The 15,058-nt window shown below is 63.7% G+C and carries 13 protein-coding genes; 8 read left to right on the top strand and 5 right to left on the bottom strand.

The genetic code is table 11. The annotated features are described in order from the left end of the window. The first annotated feature begins 10 nt into the window (after nucleotides 1-10). From V3H56_RS04955 to V3H56_RS04925, 7 genes are all read left to right on the top strand, one after another. On the top strand, nucleotides 11-1,147 hold the full coding sequence (locus tag V3H56_RS04955; protein WP_338474269.1) for a mannuronate-specific alginate lyase: 1,137 nt from the start codon (nucleotides 11-13) through the stop codon (nucleotides 1,145-1,147). Nucleotides 1,148-1,333: 186 nt separating this feature from the next. After that, a complete protein-coding gene (locus tag V3H56_RS04950) occupies nucleotides 1,334-2,899 on the top strand; it encodes an MBOAT family protein (protein WP_042729901.1) in 1,566 nt (521 codons plus the stop codon). Nucleotides 2,900-2,910: 11 nt separating this feature from the next. Beyond that, nucleotides 2,911-4,086 carry an alginate O-acetyltransferase gene (locus V3H56_RS04945; RefSeq protein WP_042729902.1) on the top strand — a complete coding sequence of 392 codons (1,176 nt, stop codon included), beginning with the start codon at nucleotides 2,911-2,913 and terminating at the stop codon, nucleotides 4,084-4,086. A 14-nt stretch (nucleotides 4,087-4,100) separates the two neighbouring features. Then, nucleotides 4,101-4,766, top strand: coding sequence for an alginate O-acetyltransferase AlgF (locus V3H56_RS04940; RefSeq protein ID WP_042729903.1), 666 nt, complete (start codon nucleotides 4,101-4,103; stop codon nucleotides 4,764-4,766). 215 nt (nucleotides 4,767-4,981) lie between these two features. Continuing rightward, nucleotides 4,982-6,433 (top strand): mannose-1-phosphate guanylyltransferase/mannose-6-phosphate isomerase, encoded by a 1,452-nt coding sequence (locus V3H56_RS04935; protein ID WP_042729904.1) that lies wholly within the window; start codon nucleotides 4,982-4,984, stop codon nucleotides 6,431-6,433. Between the two features lie 160 nt (nucleotides 6,434-6,593). After that, nucleotides 6,594-7,058 (top strand): hypothetical protein, encoded by a 465-nt coding sequence (locus V3H56_RS04930; protein ID WP_042729905.1) that lies wholly within the window; start codon nucleotides 6,594-6,596, stop codon nucleotides 7,056-7,058. A gap of 36 nt (nucleotides 7,059-7,094) precedes the next feature. Beyond that, a complete protein-coding gene (locus V3H56_RS04925) occupies nucleotides 7,095-7,919 on the top strand; it encodes an SDR family oxidoreductase (protein ID WP_212803433.1) in 825 nt (274 codons plus the stop codon). A gap of 656 nt (nucleotides 7,920-8,575) precedes the next feature. Here the strand turns inward: V3H56_RS04925 and V3H56_RS04920 are convergent. From V3H56_RS04920 to V3H56_RS04905, 4 genes are all read right to left on the bottom strand, one after another. Beyond that, on the bottom strand, nucleotides 8,576-9,439 hold the full coding sequence (locus V3H56_RS04920; protein ID WP_042732899.1) for an HlyD family secretion protein: 864 nt from the start codon (nucleotides 9,437-9,439) through the stop codon (nucleotides 8,576-8,578). Between the two features lie 10 nt (nucleotides 9,440-9,449). Next, on the bottom strand, nucleotides 9,450-9,650 hold the full coding sequence (locus V3H56_RS04915) for a DUF1656 domain-containing protein (RefSeq protein WP_024617598.1): 201 nt from the start codon (nucleotides 9,648-9,650) through the stop codon (nucleotides 9,450-9,452). Next, on the bottom strand, nucleotides 9,640-11,832 hold the full coding sequence (locus V3H56_RS04910; RefSeq protein ID WP_123578189.1) for an FUSC family protein: 2,193 nt from the start codon (nucleotides 11,830-11,832) through the stop codon (nucleotides 9,640-9,642). Before V3H56_RS04910 ends, V3H56_RS04915 begins: the two co-directional genes overlap by 11 nt. A gap of 67 nt (nucleotides 11,833-11,899) precedes the next feature. Then, entirely contained in the window at nucleotides 11,900-13,360 is a 1,461-nt protein-coding gene (locus V3H56_RS04905; protein ID WP_338474268.1) for an efflux transporter outer membrane subunit, read from the bottom strand. Nucleotides 13,361-13,701: 341 nt separating this feature from the next. On the opposite strand from V3H56_RS04905, the gene V3H56_RS04900 reads away from it, so the two are divergent. Then, the gene (locus V3H56_RS04900; protein ID WP_042731881.1) at nucleotides 13,702-14,670 is read left to right on the top strand and encodes a LysR family transcriptional regulator; all 969 of its coding nucleotides are present in this window, start codon (nucleotides 13,702-13,704) and stop codon (nucleotides 14,668-14,670) included. A 26-nt stretch (nucleotides 14,671-14,696) separates the two neighbouring features. Here V3H56_RS04900 and V3H56_RS04895 read toward each other — a convergent pair whose 3' ends face one another. Further along, on the bottom strand, nucleotides 14,697-14,939 hold the full coding sequence (locus tag V3H56_RS04895) for a hypothetical protein (RefSeq protein ID WP_042731882.1): 243 nt from the start codon (nucleotides 14,937-14,939) through the stop codon (nucleotides 14,697-14,699). Nucleotides 14,940-15,058: the final 119 nt, after the last annotated feature.

Genomic DNA, 15,058 nt, shown 5'->3' with positions numbered 1-15,058 from the left:
GTCTCGTCTCATGACCAGAACCACGCATACCCGAACGTTGAAAACACTGCTGGCACCGTCCCTGCTGACCCTGGCGATGTTCGCCGGGGCCACGCAGGCGGCGGCCCCGCTGCGCCCGCCACAGGGCTACTTCGCACCGATCGAGAAGGTCAAGGTGGGCGAAGCCTCCCAAGGCTGCGATGCCACCCCGACGCCCTACACCGGTTCCCTGCAATTTCGCAGCAAGTACGAGGGCTCCGACAAGGCCCGCGCGACCCTGAACGTGCAATCGGAAAAAGCCTTTCGCGACAGCACCGCCGACATCACCAAGATCGAGCGCGGCGTCAGCAAGCAGGTGATGCAATTCATGCGTGACGGTCGCCCGGAACAATTGGAATGCACCCTGAACTGGCTGACCACCTGGGCCAAGGCCGATGCGCTGATGTCCAAGGACTTCAACCACACCGGCAAGTCCATGCGCAAATGGGCCCTGGGCAGCATGGCCTCGGCCTATGTGCGCTTGAAGTTCTCCGAGTCGCGGCCGCTGGAAAACCATCAGGAACAAGCGCAACTGATCGAAAGCTGGTTCAGCAAGATGGCCGACCAGGTGGTCAGCGACTGGGACAACCTGCCGTTGGACAAGACCAACAACCACTCGTACTGGGCCGCCTGGTCGGTGATGGCCACCTCCGTGGCAACCAACCGCCGCGACCTGTTCGACTGGGCCGTCAAGGAATACAAGGTCGGGGTCAACCAGGTCGACGCCGACGGCTACCTGCCCAACGAACTCAAGCGCAAGCAACGGGCCTTGTCGTATCACAACTATGCCCTGCCGCCGCTGGCGATGATCGCCAGTTTCGCCCAGGTCAACGGTGTCGACCTGCGCCAGGAAAACAACGGTGCCCTCAAGCGGTTGGGTGACCGGGTGCTGGCCGGGGTGAAGGACCCGGAGATCTTCGAAGAGAAGAACGGCGAAGAGCAGGACATGAAAGATTTGAGGGTCGATTCGAAATTCGCCTGGCTCGAACCGTTCTGCAGCCTCTACAGCTGCCCCGAGGATGTGCTGGAACGCAAGCATGAAATGCAACCGTTCAAGACCTTCCGCCTCGGCGGGGACTTGACCAAGGTGTATGACCCGGCCAACGAAAAAGGCAGCAAAGGTTCTTAGATACACACGGATCCCTGTGGGAGCGGGCTTGCTCGCGAAAGCGCTCTGACATCCAGCATCGATGTCGACTGACACACCGCCTTCGCGAGCAAGCCCGCTCCCACAGGGTCATCACTCCCCGGTTTTCATGGGGGGGTTTGGGGGGGCTCTGGCCCTTGACTGTTGATTCAACATGGAGAGATCGGGATGGTATTTTCATCCAATGTGTTCCTGTTCCTGTTCTTGCCGATCTTTCTCGGCCTGTATTACTTGAGCGGGCAACGCTATCGCAACCTGCTGCTGCTGATTGCCAGCTATGTGTTCTATGCCTGGTGGCGGGTGGACTTCCTGGCCTTGTTCGCCGCCGTCACCCTGTGGAACTACTGGATCGGCCTGAAGGTCGGCGCCGCCGGCGTGCGGACCAAACCGGCCCAGCGCTGGCTGTTGCTCGGCGTGGCAGTGGACTTGTGCATCCTGGGCTACTTCAAGTACGCCAACTTCGGCGTGGACAGCCTCAATGCGATCATGACCAGCTTCGGCCTGGAGCCGTTCATCCTGACCCACGTGCTGTTGCCGATCGGGATCTCGTTCTACATCTTCGAGTCCATCAGCTACATCATCGACGTCTATCGCGGTGACACCCCGGCCACCCGCAACCTGATCGACTTCGCGGCGTTCGTGGCGATTTTCCCGCACCTGATCGCCGGCCCCGTGTTGCGCTTTCGCGACCTGGCCGACCAGTTCAACAACCGCACCCACACCCTGGACAAGTTCTCCGAAGGCTGCACGCGCTTCATGCAGGGCTTCATCAAGAAAGTGTTCATCGCCGACACCCTGGCGGTGGTGGCCGACCATTGCTTCGCCCTGCAGAACCCGACCACCGGTGACGCCTGGCTCGGTGCGCTGGCCTACACCGCGCAGCTGTACTTCGACTTCTCCGGCTACAGCGACATGGCCATCGGCCTGGGCCTGATGATGGGTTTCCGCTTCATGGAAAACTTCAAGCAGCCCTACATCAGCCAATCGATCACCGAGTTCTGGCGTCGCTGGCACATCAGCCTCTCCACCTGGCTGCGCGACTACCTCTACATCACCCTGGGCGGTAACCGCAAAGGCACGTTGATGACCTACCGCAACCTGTTCCTGACCATGCTGCTCGGTGGCCTGTGGCACGGTGCGAACATCACCTACGTGATCTGGGGCGCCTGGCACGGCATCTGGCTGGCCATCGAGAAGGCCGTGGGCATCAACACCACCCCACGCACCATCAACCCGATCCGCTGGGCATTGACCTTCCTGCTGGTGGTCATGGGCTGGGTGATTTTCCGTGCCGAGAACCTGCACGTGGCCGGTCGCATGTACGGCGCCATGTTCAGCTTCGGCGACTGGTCGCTGTCGGAACTGACCCGCGCCAACCTCACCGGCCTGCAGATCGCCACGCTGGTGGTGGCCTACGTCACCCTCGCCTTCTTCGGCCTGCGCGACTTCTACACCAACCGTCCGCCGGTCAAGGCCAAGCCTGAAGTGAACACCGAGGCCAACGGCCCGGCCACAGCCCAACCGGGCCTGATCAAGGCCGTACCAGGCGACAACCCGTCGGCTATCCACGAACCCGGCTACACCGTCGGTGTCGAAGCCCAGGTGCAACCGGCCTACTGGACCGTGGACTGGTCGCGCTACGTGATGCGCGCCCTGGTACTGCTGCTGTTCATTGCCTCGATTCTCAAACTCTCGGCGCAAAGCTTCTCGCCGTTCCTTTACTTCCAGTTCTGAGGGATCTGAACATGACCCGCTCATTACGCATCTTCTATGTCACGCTGTTCATGGTGATCCTGACGGCCCTGGGTCTCTGGTCGATGCGCAGCTTCTTCGGCTTCAACACCAACCCGGACGCGACCGTGCTCAACGGTCGCTGGGCCAAAGCCGTGGAAACGCACTACGACGACGAGTTCCCGATCAAGCGCCTGGGCACCAACATCTGGGCCGCGCTGGACTACAAGCTGTTCAACGAAGGCCGCAAGGGCGTGGTCCTGGGCCGCGACCAGTGGCTGTACAGCGACGAAGAGTTCAACCCGATCGTCAACGAAGAGCTGAACCTGCAAGGCAACTACGCGCTGGTCGAAGGCGTGCGCCAGAAGCTCAAGGAACAAGGCGTGACCCTGGTCATGGCGATCGTGCCGGCCAAGGCGCGGCTGTACCCCGAGCACCTGGGTGAAGTGAAGCCTTCGAGCATTCACGCCAACCTCTACCAGGATTTCCACAGCCGCGTGGCGGCTGACAAGATCCTCGCCCCCGACCTGCTTGGCCCCCTGCAACAGGCCAAGCAAAGCGGCCAGCAAGTGTTCCTGCGCACCGACACCCACTGGACTCCGGAAGGTGCCCAGGTCGCGGCCGAGCACATCGCCAAGGCGATTGCCGAACGCACGCCGCTGGAAGGCCAGCCACAGCGTTTCGTGACCGAGCCCGCGGAGAAAATCACCCACAAGGGCGACCTGCGCCAGTTCCTGCCACTCGATCCATTGTTCGAGAACCTGATGCCAGCCCAGGAGCCGCTGGTCAAACGCAACACCCGCGAAGCCGACGACCAGCCGGCCGAAGGCGACGCGCTGTTCGCCGATGCCCAGGTGCCCGTGGCCCTGATCGGCACCAGCTACAGCGCCAACCCCAACTGGAACTTCGTCGGTGCCCTCAAGCAAGCCCTGCACAGCGACGTCGTGAACTACGCCGAAGACGGCCACGGCCCGATTCTGCCGATGCTCAGCTACCTCAAGAGCGACGCCTTCAAGAACAGCCCGCCACAGGTGCTGATCTGGGAGTTTCCTGAACGTTACCTGCCTGTGAACAACGAAATCGGCGACGCCGACCCGCAGTGGGTCGCAGAGCTCAAGCAAGCCGGCGCGCGTCAACAGAACGTAGCCGCCAACACCCCATCCGAGACGCCCGACCGGGCGCAAAACTGAAAGAGAGGTCCACCATGACTTTCAACACTACTCCTCGCCGTCTCGCCGCTCGCTCCTTCAAGGCTGTCGCCCTCGTCGCCAGCATGAGCGCCCTCTCGCTCTCCGCCTTTGCCGGTGACTCGGCCCTGTACGGCCCAGTCGCGCCAAAAGGCTCGAGCTTCGTGCGCATCTACAACGCCAGCAACGCCGAAGTCAGCGCCACCGTCGGCAGCACCAACCTCAACGACGTGGCCCCACTGGCCAGCAGCGACTTCAGCTTCATGCCTGGCGGCGACTACAGCGCCAAGGTCGGCAGCCAGACCGTCCCGGTCAAACTGGCTCCCGATCACTATTACACCCTGGTCAACAACGCCAGCGGCCAGCCTCAGCTGATCGAAGAACCACCGTTCAAGAACAAGCAGAAGTCCCTGGTGCGCGTGCAGAACCTCAGCGACAAGGCTCTGACCCTCAAGACCGCCGACGGCAAGACCGAAGTGGTCCCGAACGTGGCGGCCAAAGGCCGTGGCGAGCGTGAAATCAACCCGGTGAAAGTAAGCCTGGCGCTGTTTGAAGGCGACAAGAAAGTCGGCGACCTCAAGCCTGTGGCCCTGGAGCGTGGCGAAGCCGCCGTGCTCTACGTCACCGGTTCCGGCAGCAGCCTGTCGCCGGTATGGGTGAAACGCCCAGTGTCGACCCGCTGATGAATTCACCTGATTGACGTTGTGCCCCTGTGGGAGCGGGCTTGCTCGCGAATACGGTCTCACATTCAACATTGATGTTGGCTGAAACACCACTTTCGCGAGCAAGCCCGCTCCCACCCTGAATTGGGGTGTCAGTCGGGCACGGAATAAAAACAAGAGTGAAACGACAGAACGCAGTAGCTCTATAACCATTACGCTTCAAAGGAGTAACACACATGATTCCGGTGATCTTGTCAGGTGGTAGCGGCTCACGTCTTTGGCCGCTTTCGCGCAAGCAATTCCCTAAACAGTTCCTGGCCCTGACCGGCGAACACACCCTGTTCCAGCAAACCCTCGAGCGCCTGGTGTTCGAAGGGATGGACACGCCGATCGTGGTCTGCAACAAAGACCACCGTTTCATCGTCAACGAGCAGCTGGCAGGCCGCAACCTGGAAGCCCAGCGCATCCTGATGGAGCCGTTCGGGCGCAACACCGCCCCGGCCGTGGCGCTGACCGCGATGATGCTGGTCAACGAAGGCCGCGACGAGCTGATGCTGGTGCTGCCGGCCGACCACGTGATCGATGACCAGAAGGCCCTGCAACGCGCCCTGGCCCTGGCCACCGTGGCCGCCGAGCGAGGCGAAATGGTGCTGTTCGGCGTACCCGCCACCAAACCGGAAACCGGTTATGGCTACATCAAGTCGACCAACGACGCGCTGCTGCCTGAAGGCGTGAGCCGCGTGTCGCACTTCGTCGAAAAACCCGACGTCAAGCGCGCCACCGAGTTCGTCGAGGCCGGCGGCTACTTCTGGAACAGCGGCATGTTCCTGTTCCGCGCCAGCCGTTTCCTGGAAGAGCTGAAAAAGCACGATCCGGACATCTACGACACCTGCCTGCTGACCCTTGAGCGCAGCGAGCAGACCGCGGACACCATCACCTTCGACGAAGCCACCTTCGCCTGCTGCCCGGACAATTCCATCGACTACGCGGTAATGGAAAAAACCCAGCGTGCCTGCGTGGTGCCGCTGTCGGCGGGCTGGAGCGATGTCGGCTGCTGGGCGTCGCTGTGGGAAGTCAATCCCAAGGATGCCGACGGCAACGTCACCAAGGGCGACGTGGTGGTCCAGGACAGCCGCAACTGCATGATCCACGGCAACGGCAAGCTGGTGTCGGTGATCGGCCTGGAGAACATCGTGGTGGTCGAGACCAAGGACGCCATGATGATTGCCCACAAGGACAAGGTCCAGGACGTCAAGAAGATGGTCAACACCCTCAACGCCCAGGGTCGTACCGAAACTCAGAACCACTGCGAAGTGTATCGTCCGTGGGGCTCGTATGACTCGGTGGACATGGGTGGTCGCTTCCAGGTCAAGCACATCTCGGTCAAGCCGGGCGCGTGCCTGTCGCTGCAGATGCACCACCACCGTGCCGAACACTGGATCGTGGTCAGCGGCACCGCCGAAGTGACCTGCGACGAGAACGTGTTCCTGCTCTGCGAGAACCAGTCGACCTACATCCCGATCGCGTCGGTCCACCGCCTGCGCAACCCGGGCAAGATCCCGCTGGAAATCATCGAAGTGCAGTCCGGTAGCTACCTGGGCGAAGACGACATCGAGCGCTTCGAGGACATCTACGGGCGTTCCACTCCCGTCGAACGTGGCGTGTCGGTGAAAACCATCGCGCAATAACACCGGGCAAGACAAAAAGTCCCCATCCAGGCCACTGCGTCCCCTATCCGCAGTGGCCTGGGTGGGGGCTTTTTTTTCATTGCGGTCCTGGCACGCATCAGCGCTTCGCCACCGCCGTTGCGTTCGGTAGGATGTGACGACGGTATCGGAGGCTTCCACCATGCTTATCGGCGTCTTGCTGGTCATCACCTGGCTCATCCTGTTGCTGCGCTACCCGGCCAAGGCGTTGCCGGTGTCCCTGGCCGCGTTCGTCGGGCTGGGCCTGGTGGCGGCGTGGGTGCTCTGGCAGGAAAACCGCGAGAACCGCCAGCTCGATCGCCTGGAGCTGCGCATCACCTATGCGCCCGAGCGCTGCCCCGCCGACCGTCCACTGTCGCTGAACCTGAACAACGGTAATGACGTGCCGTTGACCGAGCTGTACTGGCAGGTCGCAGCCTACGCCCCCGGTGATACCCTCAACCTGGCCGACAATCCCTACGATGCACCGCGCTATCGTGGCCCCGGCGAACTGCAACCGGGCGCCAGCTGGCAGGACTGCCTGCCGCTGCCGCCACTGCGTCCGGGCTATCGTGCGCAGAGCCTGGAGTTTCGCGCCGAGCGATTGCACGGTAGTTTCTCCAACTGATTCCACGCCTCCACTTTCTTGCACAAGGAATGCGCCATGCCTGTCGCGTTGATCACCGGATGTTCCAGCGGCATCGGCCGCGCCCTGGCGGATGCCTTCAAGACCGCCGGGTATCAGGTCTGGGCCAGTGCACGTAAAGCTGAGGATGTGGCGGCGCTGAGCGCCGCCGGGTTTACCGCTGTTCAGTTGGACGTGAATGATGGCGCGGCGCTGGAGCAGTTGAGCGAGCGGATCAACCAGCAGCACGGCGGCCTCGATGTGCTGATCAACAACGCCGGCTATGGCGCCATGGGCCCGTTGCTCGACGGTGGTGTGCCGGCCATGCAGCGCCAGTTCGAGACCAATGTGTTCGCCATCGTCGGCGTGACGCGCGCGCTGTTTCCGGTACTGCGTCGGGCCAGGGGGTTGGTGGTGAACATCGGCAGCGTTTCCGGGGTGCTGGTCACGCCGTTCGCAGGCGCCTACTGCGCCTCCAAGGCCGCCGTGCATGCGTTGAGCGATGCCTTGCGCATGGAGCTGGCGCCGTTCGGCATCCGGGTCATGGAGGTCCAGCCCGGCGCCATCGCCTCCAGCTTCGCCAAGAACGCCGGCCATGAAGCCGAACAGCTGCTCACCGAACGATCACCCTGGTGGCCCCTGCGCGACGGCATCCGCGCCAGGGCCAGGGCCTCCCAGGACAACCCGACCCCAGCCGACGAATTCGCCGCCGGACTGCTCAAGGCCGCCCAACAACCCAAACCACCCCGCCTGCTGCGCCTGGGCAACGGCAGCCGGGCCTTGCCCTTGATGGTGGGCTTGCTGCCCAAGGGGTTGCTGGAGAAGGGCTTGAGGAAGCGGTTTGGCCTGGGGGGCTCGCTTTAACGCCGGGCATTTTTTGGGGCGGCTGCGCCACCCAGCGGGAGCAAGCTCCCTCGCCACGGGGACCGCGACGGCCACAAACCTCCCGGCCACTCACGAACAACTGTGGGAGCGGGCTTGCCCGCGAAAGCGCCTGCACAGCCACCATCAATGCCAACTGACCCACCGCCTTCGCGAGCAAGCTCGCTCCCACAGAAGGATTGTGGTTCGGGCGCAGATTTGGCCTCAGCCCCGGCTCTATTGTGGGAGCGGGCTTGCCCGCGAAAGCGCCAGCACAGCCACCGTCAATGCCAACTGAACCACCGCCTTCGCGAGCAAGCTCGCTCCCACAGGAGGATTGTGGTTTGGGCGCAGATTTGGCCTCAGCCCCGGCTCTCTTGTGGGAGCGGGCTTGCCCGCGAAAGCGCCAGCACAGCCACCGTCAATGCCCACTGAACCACCGCCTTCGCGAGCAAGCTCGCTCCCACAGGAGGATTGTGGTTTGGGCGCAGATTTGGCCTCAGCCCCGGCTCTCTTGTGGGAGCGGGCTTGCCCGCGAAAGCGCCAGCACAGCCACCGTCAATGCCCACTGAACCACCGCTTTCGCGAGCAAGCTCGCTCCCACAGATTTCGTGGCACGCCACAAATCCACATACACCACAAAATCCCTGCTCCCACAGTCACCGCTCGGCCTGGTTTTCGACCACTACGGTGCAGGTCATCCCCGCTGCCAGCAACACGCCCTCGGGCACTTCATCGAGGTGGATGCGCACCGGCACCCGCTGGGCCAGGCGCACCCAGTTGAAGGTCGGGTTGACGTCGGCGATCAGCTCGCGGCTTTGCGGGTTGTCGCGGTCGTAGATGCCGCGGGAGATGCTTTCCACGTGCCCCTTGAGCACCTCACCGCTCATCAGTTGCAGCTGCGCCGGATCGCCGATCCGCACCTTGGGCAGCTTGGTCTCCTCGAAGAAGCCGTAGACCCAGAACGAGTTCATGTCCACCACGGCCATTTTCGCTTCGCCGATGCGCGCATAGTCGCCACGGTGGACGTTGAGGTTGGTCACGTAGCCGTCCACCGCCGCACGAACTTCGGTGCGCGTCAGGTTCAACTCGGCGGCCTCCAGTTGCGCCTGGGCGTGCTGGTAATCGGCCAGGGCCGAGTCGGCGATGTTGCTCGCGTCGTCGCGGTTTTCCCGGGAGATCACCAGGCTGTCGAGGTCGGCACGGCGATGGGCGTTGACCTTGCGCATTTCCCAAGTGGCCTTGCGTGAGGCCACCAGAGAACGGGCTTGCTTGACCGCGATGCGATAGTGCTCGGGGTCGATGCGCATCAGCAGGTCGCCCTTGCTCACCCGCTGGTTATCGCGCACCGCCACCTCGACCACTTCGCCACTGACATCGGCGGCCACGTTGATGATGTCGGCCCGCACTCGGCCATCTCGGGTCCAGGGCGTGTTCATGTAGTGCTCCCACAACGCACGGCCGATCCACAGCGCCAGGGCCAGCACCAGCAGCGTCGCAAGCAGGCTGAAAAACTTTTTCATCGCATCGATCTCAACGGTAGACCGTCAGCGCCAACGCGCCGAACAGACAGGTAAACAGACTCAGGCGCAGCAGCGCCGGGTGCCAGAAGAAGCGGTACAGATCCAGCCCGGACAGGAAACGGTCCAGGGCCCAGGCCAAGGCCGCGGCGATGAAAAACATCAGGGTCATGGTCGGCATGTACACGCCATGGAAGGCGATCTCACGGGGCATGTTCAGGTTCCTGGCGCAGCGGCGGTGCGTAGGCCGCCAATGGTGATTGCGGGTCGAGCAGCGAGGTGCGGATGAAATGCAGGTAGCTTTTCACCCGCCGCAGGGCGGACGTGTCGAAGTGCGGCGCGAAGGGTTCGTCAGTGGCCTGCACGCGCCCGATGGCGTGATCGACCGCCGCCAGGGCCCGCTCCAGGTTGCTGTGGCCCGGCTGGCGGAACAGCCGCACCAGCGCCCTGCCCATCCCGCGGATCGCCTGGCGCCACGGCTGGCTTTCGGCATACGCCGGGTGCACCGGCAGGATCGCCTGCTCCTTGCGCAACTCGATGATCGCGTGGCCGACTTCCAGCACCACGAACATCCAGCGCAGCAGATCACGCTGCACCCCAGGCTGGCCCGCCGCCAAGCCATAGGCTTGGTGCAGCAGGTCCCGACTACGGCTTTCGAACCCCGAGGCCAGGCCCTTGAGCTTGCCGCTGATGGCGAACACCACTTGCTCGCGCAAATCCTGTTCGAGCCGACGCCACAGCCAACGGCTGTTGGGCGGCAGGATGATCGCGCCGGCGGCCGCACACACCAGCATGCCGAGGATCATCGCCAGGTAATCGTTGATGAACGCGTAGGGGTTGTAGACGGTCAGGTTGTCCGGCACCGAGCCGGTGCAGAAGAAGATCAGCAACCCCAGCCCGACGCCGGCGTACTGCGGTCGGGAACTGAGAAACGACCCCAGCATGATGACCGGCGCGAGCATCACGCAGAGCAGCGGGAAACCGTCGATCAAAGGAAACACGAAGAACATCTCGACGAAGCCGATCAACGCGCCAAGCAAAGTGCCGCAAGCCATCTGGAACGCCATGCGCTTGGGGTTCGGCGTCGCCGCCGACAAACCCACGGTAGCCGCGGCGATCATCGTCATCGTCGCGCCGCTCGGCCAGGCCGTGGCCACCCAATAGCTGCCCAGCACCAACAGGATGAAGGCGGCGCGAAACCCCGAGGCGGCCGCCGCCAGGCCATTGGTCTGGGGCACGAACGGCTCGTCCCAGCGCTCACGTTCGTGACGGTGGTCGGCCAGGGAGGCGTGGGTCAGGGCATAACCGTGCAGGTCATCGACAAAGCGGTAGAGCAGTTCATAAGCCGTATGGAAATCCAACTGCTGGGCGTCACTCGGCGCCGTTTCCTGGAACAGCGCCCGCAGCCGCCGCACCTGCGCCGGCAGGTCGGCCTTGTACTCGGCCAGCGCCACCGCCAGCCGCGCCGCATCGGTGTCGGTCAGCGGCCGGCCACTGAAACCGTCCAGCCGTTCCGCCAGCGTCTGCAAGCCCGGCTTGATGGCATTCACCACGTGATCGGCGGCGCTGCCACGCAGGCGTTCGAGCAACTGGTGCAAGGCGTTGAAGCGGGTGGTGATACCCATGAATTCGCTGTTCAGGCGACTGAGCCGGCCATTGCGGCGGCGCATGTGCGGGTCTTCGAACACGGTCACACTGCGCAGGCTTTCCAGGCCGACAGCTTCGGCGATGAAGCGCACATTGCCGGCTTCGAATGCCTCCCGCCGGCTGCGTCCGCGCAAGCCATCGGTGACGAACAGGGCAAACACGCCGAAGCGCTGGTACAAGGCATTGCGCATGGCGGCGCTGGCGGTCTGCGGCAGGATCGCGGCGCTGACCAGGGTGGCGCAGAGAATGCCCAGGGAAATCTCCAGCACCCGCCACACCGCCGCCATGAACGCCCCTTCCGGGTGCGCCAGGGCGGGCAGGCCGATCATCGCGGCGGTGTAGCCGGCCAACACGAAACCGTATGCACGAAAGTTGCGATAACGCGCCGCGCCCGCCGTGCAGAGACCGACCCAGAGCGTCAGGCTGCCGAGAAACAATTCGGTGTTCTGGGCGAACAGGGCAATCAACGCCACCATCACCGCCGAGCCGGCCAGGGTGCCGAGAAAGCGGTAGAAACTCTTGGCGAACACCTGGCCACTCTGCGGCTGCATGACGATGAACACGGTGATCATGGCCGTGCGCGGCTGTGGCAGTTCCAGGCGCATCGCCAACCACAGCGTGAGGAAGGCGGCCAGCAGGACCTTGAACATGTAGACCCAGGTCACCCCGTCGCTGCGGGCCCAGTCGTAGAAGCCGCGGCGCCATTCGAGGCGGTAGAGCCAGCGCAGGGAGGCAAATAGCGGTGTCATAGGCAGCACTCAACCAAGGAAAACACTGCCCCTGTGGCAAGCGCCCTCGCCACGGTACGGTTCCAGTTCATTTCGCGGGCACATCACTACCGGCGTCGAGCCCGCCGCCCAGCGCCGTCACCAGGTCGGCGTGGGCACTCAGGCGCGCGGCCTCCACCTGTTGCTGCACCTGTTGCTGCTTGAACAACAGGCTCTGGGCGTTGAGCACGTTGAGGTAGTCGGTCAGCCCGCGCTGGAACGCCACCAGGGCGATGTCGTAGGTGCGTTGCGCGGCCGCCACGGACTCGGCGGCGAAGGCGTGTTGCTTGTCCATGGACTGGCGACGGATCAGCTGGTCGGAGATGCCCTTGAGCGCATCGACCAGCGTCTGGTTGTAATGCGCCACGGCCAGGTCATAGCCGGCGGCCGCCTCGCCCAACTGCGCGCGCAGGCGCCCACCCTCGAAAATCGGCAGCGAGATCGCCGGCCCGACGTTGTAGGTGAGCTTCTTGCCGGTGAGAAACTCCAGCATGCCACCGCCGGTGGCCATGTAGCCCAGGCTGCCCACCAGGTCGACATTGGGGTAGAACCCCGCGTGGGCCACGTCGATGCCCCGGGCCTGGGCCGCCACTTGCCAACGCCCCGCCACCACATCCGGACGCTGGCCGAGTAGGTCGGCGGGCAGGGCCGAGGGCAGTTTCAAAGGCGCGCCAAGGGCCAGCGTCGGACGCTGCAACTGCGCGCCCGCACCCGGCCCCTTGCCCGCCAGCGCGGCCAATTGATTGCGACTCAAGGCGATGGCTTCGTCGATGGCGTCGAGTTGACGGTGAGTCTCGGGCAACGGCGCCTGAGCCTGGCTCACCTCGAAATGGGTGCCGATGCCGCCCTTCAGGCGTTTTTGCGCCAAGTCGAGAATCTGCTCCTGTTGGTGCAGCGTCGCGACGACGATATCCCGCTGGGCGTAGTGCAGGGACAACTGGATGTAGGCGTGCACGATGTTGTTCTGCAGTTCCAGTTGCGCCTGCCGCGCCTCGGCCACGCTCGCGTGGGCCAGGTCCACCGCCCGCTCGCTGGCGTTGCGCTCCCGGCCCCACAGGTCCAGGGCATAGCTCAAGCCCAGGGCGGCATTGTTGTCCCAGGTGGTGGTATTGGCCAGCTCGCCAGGGCCGTAGAACTGATCGGTGGGCCAGTTGTGACGCTTGAGGGTCGCTTCGCCGTTGACCTGCAGCGACTCGGCGGCCTCGACCACACCGGCCATGGCCTTGGCCTGTCGAACCCGGGCCGCGGCCATCGCCAGGCTCGGGTTGCCTTGCAGGGCCAGGTCGATCCAGCGATCCAACTGCCGATCGCCATAAGCCTGCCACCACTGGCGTTCGGGCCAGTGGGCATCGCGGGCGGCTTCGCGAATGGCGGCATCGGTGGCCAGTTGATCGGCCGGCATGGCCTCGCCCCGCGGCGCAATCCCTCCCGTACCGATGCAACCGCTGATGGTGAACGCCAGAACCCAAACACTGAGAGTCTTCAGCTCTCTGCTGATGCAACGCGGCACTTGCGAAAATATCCTGAGATGGGCATGACAGAAGGAAGGTAGTTGCCTGTTACCGCCAAACCTGTGGGAGCGAGCTTGCTCGCGATGACGGCGTCACAGTCAGCTTCTTTACAAGCTGACACTCCGCTATCGCGAGCAAGCTCGCTCCCACAGCAAGCCCGGGCTCAAGACCTCGGTGTAAGGCGCTGCAACAGTGGAGGCAATTCTAGGTACGAGGCTCATCGGCGATAAGCCGACCTTTCTGCGAATCTTTGTTACCGTTAACGCGATAATCCCATCGTCGGGGTCCCGTAGCGCTGTAACTTCATGTCACAATTTGCTACCTCCCAAGAGAGCCCTCCATGGACACCTTGCAAAACATGCGCGCGTTCAGCTGTGTTGCCGAAGCTGGCAGTTTCACCGCTGCCGCCGCGCAACTGGACACCACCACGGCCAACGTTTCGCGCGCGGTTTCCAACCTCGAAGCCCACCTGCAAACCCGCTTGCTCAACCGCACCACCCGACGGATTGCCCTGACCGAGGCGGGTAAGCGCTACTTGCTGCGTTGCGAGCAGATCCTGGCGTATGTGGAAGAAGCCGAAGCCGAGGCCAGCGATGCCCACGCGCGCCCCGCCGGGCAGTTGAAGGTCCACACCATGACCGGTATCGGCCAGCATTTCGTGATCGACGCCATTGCCCGCTACCGCAAGACCCATCCGGACGTCACGTTCGACCTGACCCTGGCCAACCGGGTGCCGGACATCCTCGACGAGGGCTACGACGTGTCCATCGTGCTCGCCAGCGAGCTGCCGGATTCGGGTTTTGTCTCCCAGCGCCTGGGGATCACCTACAGCATCGTCTGCGCGTCCCCGGCCTACGTGAAGGCCAGCGGCTGCCCACAAAAGCCCAGCGACCTGCTCAACCACGCCTGCCTGAGGCTGGTCAGCCCGGTCATTCCGCTGGAAAAATGGGTGTTCGACGGCCCGGAAGGCCAGGAAATGGTCACCATCAACAGCTCACCGTTCCTGGTGAATTCTGCCGACGCGATGAAAACCGCGATCATCAGCGGCATGGGGATCGGGGTGTTGCCGGTGTACGCCGCCATCGAAGGCCTGCGTAACGGCACGCTGGTGCGGGTCATGCCCAACTACCGCTCCCAGGAACTGAACCTCTACGCCATCTACCCTTCACGCCAATACCTGGACGCGAAGATCAAGACCTGGGTCGAATACCTGCGCGGCTCGTTGCCGGAAATCCTGGCGGCGCACCAGGCCGAGCTCACGGCCTATGAATTGAGTGGCAGCCTGGCGGGCGCACGGGCGGTGAACTGAAACCGCTCGTGCTCAACAGAGGCGGCTCAGCGCTTGCCCATCGAGCGACGCGTGCCGGGAGGCGCGGCGCCCGGGGTCTTGGTGTGGCCGTTCTTCGCGCCGTTCTTGTACCACGGCTGTTGCGCGGCCCCTTTGGCCGCGGCCAACTCGCCGGGCTTGAACGGAAACTTGAAGGCCGGGATCACCGCCTTGTCGCGCTCGGCGCTGGGAACATCGCTGTCAGGCCGCTCGGCCTGGTCGTCGGCGAGCGACGGTGTCGGGGAAGTCATGTCAATGTGTTCACTTGAGGTGGGACATCAATCCGTGGCGAGGGAGCTTGCTCCCGCTGGGCTGCGCAGCAGCCCCACAATAGGTGCGTGTCGGGGCGGTTGAGCGAGCCACGAAAGCG

It is taken from the genome of Pseudomonas sp. MS646, assembly GCF_036693845.1.
Lineage (GTDB): Bacteria > Pseudomonadota > Gammaproteobacteria > Pseudomonadales > Pseudomonadaceae > Aquipseudomonas > Aquipseudomonas chlororaphis_E.
The sequence above is the reverse complement of the archived record's forward strand: the minus strand, read 5'-3'. Positions and strand labels throughout refer to the sequence as shown.

What these genes read in the sequence shown, in the direction of transcription:
- V3H56_RS04935 (WP_042729904.1), top strand. Translation starts at nt 4,982, where the DNA reads ATGATTCCGGTGATCTTGTCAGGTGGTAGCGGCTCACGTCTTTGGCCG.
- V3H56_RS04930 (WP_042729905.1), top strand. Translation starts at nt 6,594, where the DNA reads ATGCTTATCGGCGTCTTGCTGGTCATCACCTGGCTCATCCTGTTGCTG.
- V3H56_RS04950 (WP_042729901.1), top strand. Translation starts at nt 1,334, where the DNA reads ATGGTATTTTCATCCAATGTGTTCCTGTTCCTGTTCTTGCCGATCTTT.
- V3H56_RS04900 (WP_042731881.1), top strand. Translation starts at nt 13,702, where the DNA reads ATGGACACCTTGCAAAACATGCGCGCGTTCAGCTGTGTTGCCGAAGCT.
- V3H56_RS04915 (WP_024617598.1), bottom strand. Translation starts at nt 9,650, where the DNA reads ATGCCCCGTGAGATCGCCTTCCATGGCGTGTACATGCCGACCATGACC.
- V3H56_RS04940 (WP_042729903.1), top strand. Translation starts at nt 4,101, where the DNA reads ATGACTTTCAACACTACTCCTCGCCGTCTCGCCGCTCGCTCCTTCAAG.
- V3H56_RS04910 (WP_123578189.1), bottom strand. Translation starts at nt 11,832, where the DNA reads ATGACACCGCTATTTGCCTCCCTGCGCTGGCTCTACCGCCTCGAATGG.
- V3H56_RS04895 (WP_042731882.1), bottom strand. Translation starts at nt 14,939, where the DNA reads ATGACTTCCCCGACACCGTCGCTCGCCGACGACCAGGCCGAGCGGCCT.
- V3H56_RS04945 (WP_042729902.1), top strand. Translation starts at nt 2,911, where the DNA reads ATGACCCGCTCATTACGCATCTTCTATGTCACGCTGTTCATGGTGATC.
- V3H56_RS04920 (WP_042732899.1), bottom strand. Translation starts at nt 9,439, where the DNA reads ATGAAAAAGTTTTTCAGCCTGCTTGCGACGCTGCTGGTGCTGGCCCTG.
- V3H56_RS04955 (WP_338474269.1), top strand. Translation starts at nt 11, where the DNA reads ATGACCAGAACCACGCATACCCGAACGTTGAAAACACTGCTGGCACCG.
- V3H56_RS04925 (WP_212803433.1), top strand. Translation starts at nt 7,095, where the DNA reads ATGCCTGTCGCGTTGATCACCGGATGTTCCAGCGGCATCGGCCGCGCC.